This window comes from Formosa sejongensis, assembly GCF_033447105.1.
Classification (GTDB): Bacteria; Bacteroidota; Bacteroidia; order Flavobacteriales; family Flavobacteriaceae; genus Formosa.
The window spans coordinates 23,499-37,784 of record NZ_JAWQUN010000023.1 but is presented as its reverse complement, the minus strand read 5'-3'; the positions used below and the strand labels follow the sequence as shown (position 1 = coordinate 37,784).

General features: G+C 31.4%; 10 protein-coding genes. 8 read left to right on the top strand and 2 right to left on the bottom strand.

The genetic code is table 11. The features are described 5' to 3' along the window. Window positions 1-12 precede the first annotated feature (12 nt). Window positions 13-549, bottom strand: coding sequence for a lipid-binding SYLF domain-containing protein (locus R6X41_RS16400; RefSeq protein ID WP_318501440.1), 537 nt, complete (start codon window positions 547-549; stop codon window positions 13-15). Window positions 550-1,538: 989 nt separating this feature from the next. On the opposite strand from R6X41_RS16400, the gene R6X41_RS16395 reads away from it, so the two are divergent. The 5 genes from R6X41_RS16395 (at window position 1,539) to R6X41_RS16375 (ending at window position 6,735) form a co-directional block, all read left to right on the top strand. Next, window positions 1,539-2,132 (top strand): DUF502 domain-containing protein, encoded by a 594-nt coding sequence (locus tag R6X41_RS16395; protein ID WP_318501439.1) that lies wholly within the window; start codon window positions 1,539-1,541, stop codon window positions 2,130-2,132. 137 nt (window positions 2,133-2,269) lie between these two features. Beyond that, window positions 2,270-4,630: a TonB-dependent receptor gene (locus R6X41_RS16390; RefSeq protein ID WP_318501438.1), complete on the top strand. Its 2,361-nt coding sequence runs from the start codon at window positions 2,270-2,272 to the stop codon at window positions 4,628-4,630. Window positions 4,631-4,831: 201 nt separating this feature from the next. After that, window positions 4,832-5,647, top strand: a complete 816-nt coding sequence (locus R6X41_RS16385; RefSeq protein WP_318501436.1) for a phosphotransferase — start codon at window positions 4,832-4,834, stop codon at window positions 5,645-5,647. 116 nt (window positions 5,648-5,763) lie between these two features. Then, window positions 5,764-6,198: a universal stress protein gene (locus R6X41_RS16380; protein ID WP_318501435.1), complete on the top strand. Its 435-nt coding sequence runs from the start codon at window positions 5,764-5,766 to the stop codon at window positions 6,196-6,198. A gap of 177 nt (window positions 6,199-6,375) precedes the next feature. After that, entirely contained in the window at window positions 6,376-6,735 is a 360-nt protein-coding gene (locus R6X41_RS16375) for a hypothetical protein (protein ID WP_318501473.1), read from the top strand. Window positions 6,736-6,813: 78 nt separating this feature from the next. Here the strand turns inward: R6X41_RS16375 and R6X41_RS16370 are convergent, their stop codons facing one another. Continuing rightward, entirely contained in the window at window positions 6,814-7,314 is a 501-nt protein-coding gene (locus tag R6X41_RS16370; protein WP_318501434.1) for a c-type cytochrome, read from the bottom strand. A 245-nt stretch (window positions 7,315-7,559) separates the two neighbouring features. On the opposite strand from R6X41_RS16370, the gene R6X41_RS16365 reads away from it, so the two are divergent. The 3 genes from R6X41_RS16365 to R6X41_RS16355 all read left to right on the top strand — a co-directional run bounded on the left by R6X41_RS16365 (window position 7,560) and on the right by R6X41_RS16355 (window position 14,235). Then, a complete protein-coding gene (locus R6X41_RS16365) occupies window positions 7,560-8,897 on the top strand; it encodes a Kelch repeat-containing protein (protein WP_318501433.1) in 1,338 nt (445 codons plus the stop codon). A gap of 719 nt (window positions 8,898-9,616) precedes the next feature. Then, window positions 9,617-11,974, top strand: a complete 2,358-nt coding sequence (locus R6X41_RS16360) for a polysaccharide lyase 6 family protein (protein ID WP_318501431.1) — start codon at window positions 9,617-9,619, stop codon at window positions 11,972-11,974. A 26-nt stretch (window positions 11,975-12,000) separates the two neighbouring features. Next, window positions 12,001-14,235, top strand: a complete 2,235-nt coding sequence (locus R6X41_RS16355) for an alginate lyase family protein (protein ID WP_318501430.1) — start codon at window positions 12,001-12,003, stop codon at window positions 14,233-14,235. Window positions 14,236-14,286: the final 51 nt, after the last annotated feature.

Sequence of the window (14,286 nt, the reverse complement as noted above, 5' to 3'; positions counted from 1 at the left end):
ATACAATGTAATTTATTCGAATGCCTTATAACTAAATTTTTGACCTCCAACAGAGGCTTCAGCCATTAATCCAGCTTTAGAATGTGTAAATACCATAACACCATCTTTATATTTAGCGTCTAAACTTTCTCCAGATTTTAAAGCTACTGCAGAAACACCAGCATCAAATGCAAAATTGCCTTCTTTAAATTTTTCTACATCAGTTAATTGTTCAAAAAAGATAACTTCGATTAAAGATTGTCCTCCAGCTTGAAGTCCTACGCTAAGTTCTTTTAATGCAGCCATTCCTTTTTTCTCTCCGTATTGATATAATACCCCGTTTCCAGAAGCACCACCAACAATAAATCCACCTTTACCAACATTTGGAAATATGACACAACCTGCAGAGGTGTTGAATAATTCTCTTAATCCTGGGTTAACTTTTAGAAGTGTTGATACCGCTTCATCCGATTCTTTAATTATTTTTTTATCTTTTTTACTTTGTGCATTTACAGCAAAAGACATGCTACACACTACTAATAAGATAAATACGTTCTTTAATAGTTTCATAATGTTTTCTGGTTTAAAATGTTTAATTATTAAAATTACGATATTTTATAACACAAAGTATAAATAAATCTATAATTGGAATGAGATTTTTAATGGTTTTCTAACTTTTAAAAGTTTAAAAAAAGTAATGTTTTGGTAAGGTTCATGTAACAAGTTAAACAGGTTTTTTCGTCCAGTTTAATCTAAAGAGATTTGGATTTGATGTAAGATTTTTTTTTAACACCTCCGAATAGGATTGACATTTTGATTTATGAAATCGCTAAGTTAAACACGAGAATCCAATTTAAAACCAATATCTTCTGTAATATATTTCTGAGTAAAAATTTGTCGATATTATAATACGTTCTAATATCAAGAGAATGGTTTTAATCAGGATCTTAAAACTGAAATACAATTTGAGATTATTCTAAGAGGAAACCATACAGCTTGTGATCAATCTGAAAAACGACCTTAATTTTAATTTTCTAGGAATATCTAATCCAATTTAGTAAATTACTTCAGTTTTAATAGACAACTATCTTAATATCAACTTGAAATGAAAAATATTTATCTCCATTATGTTTTTATTTTAGTGCCTATAACCGTGCTTTTATTGTTAAATGCAATGGATTTGATTTCTAGCACTTTGTTTCTTGCTTTTTTACTTTTTTATGCTTTGGTATACCGAACATATATTGATGGTAAACGCCTTGCCGATAAACATCTAATTGATAAAAAAGATATTTGGAAGATGGTATTTCCTAGTAATTATATGCGTTTTTTTAGAGAATTATACTTGGAGAAATAAAAAGTGTTTAATTAATAATTAGATGTTTAACTTCTTGAAAATTTATTTTAGTTAACAAGGATAATACATAGCTATTTTACTTAAATAGTATGAATAAAATTTAATTTAGGGTTGGTTGTCTAATCACCCAAACATACAGTTGTTTAATTTACTATCTTCAGCAATTACAATCATTAACAAGGTTTAAAAAAGCTGAATTTTCATGAATAATTATAAATTAATTATACGGTATGTAATTACAGGAATTCTATTTGTTGTAGTTCCTATAATCATTGTAATGCTTTTATTAGGTAAAGCGTTAAGCATTCTAAGGCCTTTAGGTCATACAATAACAGAGCGGTTTCAGTTGGCCTCTATTTTCGGTCCGGCTGCCGTTGTATTAGTGAGTTGTTTTATTATTTTGCTACTAAGTTTAGTCTGTGGTTATTTTATAGTGAATGGTTTTTTAAAGCAATGGAGTAATAAGTTTGAAGCAACTTTGTTTTATCATTTTCCCTCTTTTCAAATGCTGAAATATAAGTTTATTGATGAAGATGATTATAAAAAACAAAATTTCTGGGAACCTATTTTATTAAAGGACGATACTGTATATCTCATCGCTTTTATTACCGATAAAAGCCATCCCAATTTCTTATCTATTTACGTTCCAGATGCTCCTAAAATGGATGCTGGCGAAGTACGTTATATGCTGACTTCAGATTGTGAATACATCCCAATAACCATGAAACAAGCTATGAATGGGATTCGTAATTTCGGAATAGGTATCAATCCCGAAGTGTTTTCAAATATCAAATAGAATTTATAAATTTTTTTTATTAGTAGGATTTTTTAGAATACGAAAGAGACACTAAAAGAACTCATTTTATAATATGAATTAAGTTCTTATTTTTACAAAGTCTAAAGAAGAATAAACACAACAAAATTCGAATTTATATGAGGCCATTTTTAATATTTATTAGTCTTTTTTCTAGTATTATAGTGTTTGCACAAGCACCAAATGTAATGTTAAAAGGTGTTGTTTTAGAGCAAGGGTCTAATCTTTCAGTGCCTTATGCTACAGTAGTTATTGTAGATTCTATTTCAAATAAACCCATTACAGGAACGACAACAAATGAAGCGGGTGAGTTTAATATAAAAACGACTTCTTCCGAAGTTTATCTTCAAATTAGTTTTATAGGGTTTAAAACTTTGACTTTTAAAAACTTAGATTTCAGTAATGCTGAATACGATTTAGGGACCCTTAAAATGGAACAAGATTCACAATCTTTAGATGAGGTTTTAGTGAGAGCAGAAGTCTCTTCAACACAATTTAAATTGGATAGAAAAATATTTAATGTTGGGCAAGATATTGCGAGTACTGGAGTAAGTGCGTTAGAAGTTTTAAATAATGTGCCTTCGGTGAATGTGAATATTGAAGGACAGGTAAGTTTAAGAGGAAATAGCGGTGTTCAGATTTTAATAGATGGTAAGCCATCTGTGTTGGCAGACGAAAGTAGTAATGCATTAGGAACGATTACTGCCGATATGATTGATCGTATAGAAGTTATTACAAATCCGTCGGCAAAATATGAAGCCGAAGGAACTGCAGGAATTCTAAATATTATACTTAAAAAGGAAGATAAAAAAGGGTTGAATGGTTCCGTGTCTTTAAACACAGGAATTCCTGATAATTATAGCATTGGGATGAGCTTAAATAGAAGAACCGAAAAGTTTAATTTGTTTACACAAGTTGGCGGTGGTTACCGTTCTTTACCACGGGATAATAAATCGGAAAACACCAATTTTGAAAATAAATCGAGTGTTATTAGTGAAGGCACCGAGTATAGAAACGAGACATTTTTTAATATAACGTTGGGGACAGATTATCATATAAACGATTTAAACGTTTTAACTCTTTCGGGGAATTATGCATATGAAATTGAAGATCAGCCTTCGCAAATAGATTTTAGTTCGTATGATGATTCGGTATTAAATTCAAAATGGTTTCGTGATGAATCTACCGAAGGTACAAACCCAAAATGGCAATACGAATTAAATTATAATAAGGAATTTGAAAACAATGAAGAGCATACATTGCTTTTTAGTGTACTAGGGAATTTCTTTGGAAAAGATCAAGAATCGGAGTTTACAAATACAACAACTTATGGTGATATCGTAAATGTAAATCAGCAGACTGAAACTAAATTTCAACAAGCTGATTATACGTTTAAACTCGACTATACCAATCCGATTTCAGAAAAAGTCACCATAGAAACAGGGGTGCAGTATCTTATTAACGATGTCGGGAACGATTATGAAGTACGCGATTTCGAATCGGGAAATTGGGTGGTAGATCCACTTTTAACTAATAATTTTGAGTACAATCAGAAAGTGCTTGGTTTTTATGGAACAGGTGCTTACGAAGCTGATCAATGGGGTGTTAAATTAGGGCTTCGTGTAGAAACGACTAAGCTTTATACGTTGCTAACCAATACAGATGAAGAGAATAATCAGAACTATACAGATTTGTTTCCAACCGTTCACAGTTCGTATAAATTTAACGACGATTTTTCTATTCAAGTAGGATATTCAAAACGTATTTTTAGACCGCGTTTATGGGATTTAAATCCGTTTTTTAATATAAAGAACAATTATAATATTCGTGTTGGAAATCCAAATTTACAACCGGAATATTCTAATTCTTACGAAATTACGGGGATTTTTAAGCTAGGGAAAGTGACTTTAAATTCAAGTTTGTTTTATCTGTATACTACAGATGTTGTAGAGCATGTTTCGGTATTTCAAGATAACGTTACGTTAACAGCACCTATAAATGTAGGGACAAATGGGGCTTTGGGTTTCGAATTAAACGGAAAGTATTCCCCTCTAGATTGGTTATCTTTTAACGGGGATTTTAATTTTAATTACTTTAAACGTAAAGGAGCTTTCGAAGCGCAGTCATTTGATTTTAATGGAGACCGTTGGAACGGTAGGTTAACTTCGAAAATACGATTGCCAGCCGATTTTGATTTTGAAATTACAGGTCAGTTTCAATCCGATTACCAAACGGTGCAAGGTGAAGATTATGGTTTTGCTTTTGCAGATTTAGGGTTGCGTAAAAAAATATTGAAAGGTAAAGTGGTTGTGAATTTTGCTATAAAAGATGTATTCGAATCTCGGATTTACGAAAGCACCATTTTAAACGCTAATAATTATAATTACAATAGTAGCACACGAGGTCGATTTTATACACTTGGTTTTAGCTATGGTTTTGGTAAAGGAGAAGCCATGACGTATTCTGGTAGCAGACGCTAGAAACGTACTTTATATTCATCACAATTTCAGAATAATAATGACTACATTTCCTGTTACAACCTCTACGCTTTCAGCTTCAGATTTACGCCAATTTTTAATTGAAAGATACGGCTTAAGTGATTCCTGTTTATGCTCATTGTTTAGAACAGGAATGAACCATACCTTTTTGTAAACGATAGAAATATTAAATATGTATTTAGAGTGTATTGTCATGATTGGAGATCAAAAACTGAAATTTTAGAGGAGTTCAGTTTGCTAAATGAATTAAAGCAACATGGAGTTGGTATTTCGTACCCGATATCAGATATAAAAGGAGAATTTTTACAAGACATAAAAGCACCTGAAGGTTTACGTTATGCATCACTTTTTTCGTTTGCGGAAGGTGATAAAATTCGTTTTATGGATGAGAATACTTGTTTTTCGATTGGAAAACTAATGGCTAAAATTCATAAAATAACAGAAAACAAGTTCATTAATAGGATTCAGTATAGCACTGAAACATTATTGGATTTGCCTTATACTTATGCCAATAAATATTTTAAGGATACGCTTACTGAAATGCAATTTATTAAACAGAAATCTGAAGAAATTAGCAAGACTTTTCAAGCTGTTAATAAGAAAAAAGTGAGATATGGAATTGTACACTTGGATATTTGGTATGATAATATGAGTGTAAAAAACAGTAATGAGATCACTATTTTCGATTTTGATTTTTGTGGAAATGGTTGGTTTGTTTACGATGTCGGGTATTTCTGTAAACAATTATTTCATATAGAAACAGATAAAGCGGTTTACGAATCGAAAAAAGCCCGATTTTTGGAAGGATATAATAGTGTTTTAAAATTATCTGAAGAAGAATTGGAGTTAATTCCTTCAGCCGGAATTGCAGTTTGGGTTTTCTATCTTGGTGTACAATCCCTGCGTTTCGATTGGTCTAACATATTCTTAACCGAAAACTATTTAAAAATGTATATAGGTAGAATTCAGTCTTGGAACGACTATTATAATACCGTATAATTTTAAGATTTAGAAGTATAATTAACAATAGCTTATGTGATCTGCATGTGTTTTTAAATGAATATTTAGTAACTTAGAGTCAGGTAAATTAGCAGTGAAAATTTAAAATCAGAATCATGAAAAATATTTTAGTCACCATCGATTTTAATGGCAAAGAAAAATTATTATTAGAAAAAGCGCACGACCTAGCAGTTGCTTTTAATTCTAAATTATGGATTATGCACATAGCAGCTCCAGACCCAGATTTTGTAGGGTACAGTGTCGGTCCTCAGGAAGTTAGAGATGATCGCGCAGAAGATTTACGGACAGAACATCGTTTGCTTCAGCAATATTCTGATGAGATGATTGAACGTGGCCTAGATGCTGAAGGTTTATTGGTAGAGGGTGCAACTATTGAAACCATTTTGAATGAAGCAGATAAACTACACGCTGATATTATAATTTCTGGACATGAAAATCATGGGTTTTTTTATAGAGCAGTTATAGGAAGTACTGCAGAACAACTTATAGAAAAGTCTAAAATACCTGTATTAATAGTGCCTTTAAAATAACGCTCTAGAATTTACAACAAATCAGTGTTTGATAACTAGCCTTCTTGTTGATGATTGAAGAATATGTCGTTCTGGAACTAAGAATATCAAATTTTATGTATTCACATTTAGACCATTAAATAATATATATTAACATTTTAATTTGAACTTTTAAAAAATCAATATTTGACAAAAAATATGACTATTGAAGATGCGGTAGGTACGTTTACTATAATAGGTCGAAATCAAAATGATAGTGAACACAGTTATAAGGGGACGCTTCAATTGTGGTTGGATGAGACTAATCGAATTCGTGCAAAATGGTTAATAAATAACGAGCAAGAACAATTTGGAACAGGCTTTTTTAAAGACAATATTTTGGTTGTCAATTTTTACTATTTAGACGCAGATGGTAAAAAATATAAAGGTGTTGTGGTATATCGGTTTTTGTCTGCAGACATTCTAGATGGTTTTTGGTCAGAAAAACATGGAGACCCATTATATTTGGGAGAAGAACGTTGTTTTAGAGAGAAAAGTGGAGAACATTTATTAGATTAAAACAGATTCAATTTATAATAAAACTGAACCTGTTTTGTCTGGTTTTCAAATAAATAACTAAACTTTTCCTAAATAGTATTATTTGTCTAAAGTTCTTAAATACTCTAAAACAGCTCTCGCATTGGCTTCATTAATTGGAGCTGTTACCATTGGTATTTTATCGTATTCTTCAAAAATGCCTTTTGCTAAAGGGTCTTCTTTAATCATTTGAGACGTATTCATTGTCATATTCATAATCCATTCCGGACTTCTTTTTGCTGTAATATCACCTAAGGCAGGACCAATGAATTTTCTGTCGATTTTATGGCAAGCCATGCAATTAATTTTAAATAGGTTTTCTCCTTTTTTAGCTAATGGGATATCTATAGTATTATCTAATTCTATATTTTTAATAGGTCCGATACCTTTGTTGTCAAGGTCAACAATAGATTCAAAAGACGTGTTTTCTTTGGTTTTTACTTCTGTCGTTTTTTCAACGGTTTTAGTTGTGTTTGGCGAGTATTCGAATTTCTTTTTTTCTGGTTTATCACCACAGCTAAGAATAAGCAATGCAATTGCAATACATAGTAGGTTTTTCATGTCATTTTAAATTTTTAAGCCTCAAAAATTAATTTGCAAAATATGTAAAAACACTTGTTTTAAATATGATGATAATCATGTTTTTTAACTCATGTATTGAATAGAAATCAATCTACTTCATTTAATCTTAATTTCTTTGAAGACTATAGTCCTTCTTATAATTGTTAATTTGTAATTTTAAAATTCAGAATTCTATGTAGACGATTTTGAGGTTTACATTTGCTATAACTTTAATATATTTTTAAATGAGACTTGCTTTTTTGTTATTTCTTTTTGTGTTTTCTTTAACGGCGCAAAACATTACAGGAACCATTTTAGATCGGGAAACAAATACACCGTTAGAGGATGTGAATGTTTATATTAAATCTGCTGAAAAAGGGACTGTTTCGAATGGGAAAGGAGCGTTTGTTTTACAGCTTCAAAAACAACTTAATTTAACAGATATTATAACGTTCTCTAGTGTGGGATATGCTACTGCAAATTACTCATTCGAGCAAATTAAATCTTTGAACTTTATTATTTTCCTAATGAAGAAAAGTGAGCAGCTAGACGAAATTACTTTACTTTCAGAGCAAGAATTTAATCCGAAATTGAATTATAAAAAATTAGCAAATTTAGAAGAAAGTATACATCATTTTGGATCTGCATTAGTAGGTCATAAGATTTACATTATTGGAGGAGATAAAACGGTTATAGAAGAAACAGAAAAGAAGGCTTTTAATGAGTCTCAATCTTTTGATGAAATGTTAAAGCTTTTCAATGCAAAATTGACTTGGGAGCATTATAGCGATAAACTACAAGTGTACGATATTGATAAAGATACTGTAGAAATTTCAGATTTAGCATTCGGAGAAAGAGCATATCATAATATAGTTTCTGTAGATGATAAATTGTATGTGTTAGGTGGGAAATCGTTGTCAGTAAATCAGAAAATTGAGTATTTAGAACATAAAATTGAAGTACTAGATCTGGCAACAAACACATTAGAATTTGATGAAACTTATCCCCATCAGGCACTTAATTTTGCATCGGTCGCCTATCAAGATAACCTTATTGTTATGGGAGGATCTACAAAGTTGAAAGTGAATAGAGATAAAGTGTATAGCGACAAATCATACATTTATAATATCACTTCTGGTTATTGGTATGAATTAGCGAATATGACTATGCCAAAAGAAGTGAATGCGGTAATAGTTGAAAATAAAATTTATCTTATTGGAGGTTACAATAATAAGGCACTAAAAGATATTGAATATTATAATCTTAAAACAGGAACTTGGCATACAGAAGGTAATTTGTTTTACGGAATAGATAATCCGGCATTAACGCAGCATGATGATGTTATTTATGTTTATCATAATGGAAAATTGTTAACGTTTAATGTAGATACGAAAGTTTTAAATGAATATAAAATAGGGTTGAATTTATCTGATGCTGCGCTTTTTTATGCGAATAATACACTGTATATAGTTGGAGGCAGTACCGAATTATATTATGGAATTTCTCTTTCATCAGGGATATATTCAATAGATTTAAAGGAATTTAATAGAACCCGAATTCTTCAGACTAAAACATTAAAGTAGGTAGTGTATTGTGACATGAAAAACACATTCTTTTTTAAAGGCATATTTCATTAAGAACTGTTAAGTGTTGAGAAATAAAATCTATTATTTCTAAATTGTAAATTTCAAAAAGTGAGTTGGTTATTTTCGTTGTCAAGACATATTATATCAAAAATTCATCATTTACAGAGTTACAATGCAGAGATGTTTCCTGAGTGTTGTAATGTATTGAATCTTAAATTTAGGTCTAATTATAGAAAGGTCAGAAAGTTGTTTCTGTTTTTGTCTTTATATACATAATTTAAGCATATATTAGGTTAATGTGTATTTGCGTATAGAAATACTAATTAATGTTTCAATAAGTCTGAGCTTAGATTAAAACAGTTCTCGGAGGTTGAGTTTTTGTTATTCGAACTAAAGTAATTTGTATGAATTCTTGTAAGTGTGCTTGCAGTCAGTTGAATATAAATTACATTACAGTTGTCTTTTGCAGAATAGGAGCCTCAATTTCGAAAACCGAGACAATACATCATTAATTTCTGTGTGTTATATGATTTGATTATTAAATAAAATTCCTGAATAAGAAGTCTATTTGTTGTTTGTTCAATGATATAGGTGTTTTATTTCTCCTTTTTATCAAATTCACGTATTATTTATACTTTAACTTTTGTAATCGTAAAAAAAACTATATTTTTGGTAAACCAAATTGGTGAACCAATTAAAAACAACAACAAACAACTATGCGATTACAATATCCCAAGTCGGTAATGGACTTCTTTTTAGTGCTGTTTTTAAGTGGAATTTTTGTGTTGACATCATGTAAAGACAATACACAATCGCAAAATATAGTAAGTACCGTAGAGATGTTTAATACTGCCGTTTCTAATGCAAAGCCAGGAGACGAAATTGTTTTAGCAAATGGTGTTTGGAATAATGCAGAACTTGTTTTTGAAGGCAAGGGAACAGCAGAATACCCTATAAAACTTACCGTAGAAGAAAAAGGAAAGGTCACTTTAGAAGGCGCTTCTAACCTTCAAATTGCTGGAGAACATTTAATTGTTGAAGGTCTTGTTTTTAAAAACGGATACACACCAACAAATGCTGTGATTTCCTTTAGAAAAAATAGAGATGAACTTGCTAATAATTGTCGGTTAACCGAATGTGTTATCGATAATTTTAATAATCCAGAGCGTCATGTACAAGATTACTGGGTGACCATTTACGGAAAAAACAATAGGATAGATCATAACCACATTGTTGGTAAAAAGAATTTAGGTGTAACTATGATTGTTGGTCTAGATACTAAAGGCAGTGTCGAGAATAACCATCATATAGATCATAATTATTTTGGACCACGTCCAACGTTTGGAAATAACGGAGGAGAAACTTTAAGAATCGGTACAAGTCATCATGCCTTAGAAAATTCAGGTACAGTTGTCGAGTCTAATTATTTCGATAGATGCGATGGAGAAATAGAAACTGTATCTAGTAAATCTGCCAATAATATTTATAAATACAATACTTTTTTTGAATGTACAGGAACATTAACCTTACGTCATGGGAATGAAACCATGGTAGACGGGAATGTGTTTATTGGAAACAACAAACCAAATACTGGTGGTATTAGAATTATTAACGAAAATCAAATCGTACAGAATAATTATCTTGTTGGTATAACAGGATATCGTTTTAGAGGCGCCTTTGTTGTTATGAACGGTGTGCCAAATTCTACTCCAAATCGGTATATGCCTGTTATAAATAGTAAGCTGTTAAATAATACGTATGTGAACTGCGATAATATTTTATTTTGCGCAGGAAGTGACGAGGAACGTAGTGCACCACCTACTGATACAGAAATAACAGGAAATGTTTTTTATAACGATCACAAGGAAAATATTTTTACGGTTTTTGATGATATTAGCGGTATCACATTTAATAATAATATTATAGGCGAAAATCTTGTAACAGATATTGCTAGCGGATTTATTCACGCCGATCTTAAATTAGTTAAAAACGACCAAGGGTTTTTAATTCCGACTTCAGAAAAAATAAAAACGCCAATTACCATAAGTAAAAATATAGCGACTAAAGACAATACGGGTACAACATGGTACTCTAAAGCAGACAAAACAGTACGACTTAATTCTGGTAAAATAATTACTGTAGCGCCAGGTATTAATACATTATCTGCAGCAACTAGTGAGTCTAGTCCAGGAGATATTATAGAACTGACTTCGGGAGAGACTTATGTGTTAACCAAGGCAGCAAAAGTTAAACATCCACTTACATTTAAATCTTCAGGCAAAGAAAAAGCAGTTATTTTATTCGAGCGCATGATGGCTTTCGAAATAGAAAACGGAGGAAGCTTGTTTTTAGAGAATTTAAAATTTGATGGCGCTAGTGCTCCAGATTATGCTGGGAATTCAGTAATAAGCACGAGCAAAAAATCAATGACAGAAAACTATAAATTGTTTATAGATAATTGTGATTTCGAAGATCTAATTGTGAATCATTCATTTGATGTGTTGCGTGTAGGTAAAGGTACATTTGCCGATACTATTAGCATTCAAAATTCAAAATTTAAAAATATCACAGGTCATATTGCAGCATTAGATACCGAAACAGATGATATTGGAGCCTATAATGTAGAATATTTAATAATGAAAAATAATATTCTTACAGATGTGCAAGGTGCGGCATTAAGATTGTACCGAGGAGGGAAGGATGAGAGTACATTAGGACCGTTTTTAGAAATGGATCATAATGTGTTTAATAATGTAGGTTTTGGAAGTAAGAATAAATATGAAGCTGCCGTGTCACTGTATGGTGTACAAGCAAATCGTATTGAAAATAATATTTTTAATAATACTAAACCTATCGATATGCATTTGGTTGTTGGAGAACCAATCGTTAATATTTTAAATAATAATTTTTATAATGTTGATGATATGCGCGTATCGGGAAATCAAAAATATACAGTAGAATACAGTATGGATTTAGATCCAAAATTCGCGAATACCGACACTTTTGAATTAGCTAGCGATTCACCATTAAAAGGAAAAGGAGTAGAAGGCAAAGATTTAGGAATTATAAAGTAAATTACAAACAAACAAACTAAATAAACATGTTATTAAAAAGAATCGTTTTTATTTGTTGTGTGCTCATAGTACAGAATGGATTTTCTCAAGAACATCCCAATTTAATTTTAACCAAACAAGGGGTTAAAGATATTAAAGCGCAATTAGGAAATGTCCCTTTATTTGATGCGACTTTAGCACAGGTTAAGGCAAATGTTGATGCTCAGATTGAAAAAGGTATAGATGTTCCAGTGCCTAAAGATATGGCTGGAGGTTATACTCACGATCAACATAAATTAAATTATTTAACCATGCAGGAAGCTGGTGTTTTATATCAGATTTATGGTGACGAAAAATATGCGATTTATGTAAAAGACATGTTGATGGAGTATGCCAAAATGTATAAAGGTTTGCCTAGACATCCACAAGAACGTTCGTATGCGAGAGGAAAATTATTCTGGCAATGTTTAAACGATTCCGTTTGGTTAGTATATACTGCTCAGGCTTACGATTGTATTTACGATTTCTTAAGTAAAAAGGAAGTTAAACACCTAGAAAAAGATTTGTTTAAGCCTATGGCAGATTTCTTATCTATAGAAACACCTCAGTTTTTTAATAGAATACATAACCATAGTACATGGGGAAATGTGGCTGTTGGGATGATTGCTTTAGTAATGGATGACGATGTTTTATTAGACAGAGCTCTTTACGGAATTAAAGGTCTTAAAATGGAAGAAGGTGTTAAGGATAACGATGGAGCTTTTATTAGTGTTAAAGGTCAGAAAGCAGGTTTCTTAGCAAATTTAGAAGAGCCGTTTTCTCCTGATGGATATTATACAGAAGGTGCTTATTACCAACGTTACGCCATGTATCCTTTCATGATTTTTGCAGAAGGATTACAGAATGTAGAACCAGAAACGAAGCCATTCGAATATAAAAATGGAGTATTGTTAAAAGGTGTAGATGCGTTATTAAATTTAACAGATAAAGATGGTGAGTTTTTCGCATTAAACGATTCGCAAAAAGGAATGTCATACTATACGGCGTCTCTAGTGTCTGCAGTAGATATTGCTTACTATTACGGCAAAAAAGATGTTACTTTATTATCTATTGCTAAAGAACAAGGTCGTGTACAATTAGATCAAACAGGTTTAGCTGTGGCTATGGATATTCGCGATGGTAAAGCAAAACCATTTGAAAAGAAATCAATATTGTTAACAGATGGAGCTAAAGGAGATGAAGGCGCTATTGGAATATTACGTTCTACTAAAAACGATGACTTAACTTTAGTAATGAAAAATGCTGCTCAGGGTTTAAGTCATGGTCATTACGATAAATTATCATTCTCTTTATTTCATGAAGGAAACGAAGTCGTGCAAGATTACGGATTAGCACGTTTTGTAAACATCGAACAAAAAAATGGTGGTGGTTATTTAAAAGAAAATAAAACGTGGGCAAAACAAACAATCGCTCATAATACAATTATACAAGACGAAACATCTCATTTTAATGGAGATTATGCTATCGGAAGTCTACATCATTCAGACATGTTTGTTTTTGATATAGAAAATCCTGATGTGCAAATTGTAAGTGCAAAAGAAAAAAACGCATATCCAGGGACCGTATTACAACGTACTATGGTTATGTTAAATCACGAAGATTTTATACAACCTGTAGTGTTAGATTTAATGCAAGTGAATTCAGATAAAAAACATCAATTCGATTTGCCTTTCTATTTCTTGGGACAAGTTATTTCTACGAGCTTTAGTTATAAGCAAGAAGAAGCTTTATATCCTTTAGGAAAAGAACATGGTTACCAGCATTTATGGAAAGAAGCAGTAGGTGCTTCTACGACTGGTGATGCTGCTTTAACTTGGATGGAAGACGATACATTGTATACCATTACAACTACCACAACAGAAAATGATAGTTTAATTTTCGGACGTATAGGAGCAAACGATCCTGAATATAATTTAAGACCAGATCCGGTATTAATAGTTAGAAAAAACACCGATTCGGCTTTATTTGCTTCGGTTATCGAAACTCACGGAACATATAGTGCAGTAAGCGAATTGTCGTTAAATGCATTTTCAAGTGTAAAACATTTAAGTGTATTACAAAGTTCTGAAGCATATTCAGCAGTAAATATTATAATGACAAATGGAGATTCTTTTGTATTCATTATGTCAAATTCTAACGACTCTAAAACAGAAAAACACAGCTTAACAATTGAGTCTAACACGTATACATGGACAGGCGTAAATTATTTCGAAAAACAATAATTAATTAGGTTATAAAAACGTTCGGAGCAAGTAAAGAGTTTTTAATAGGAG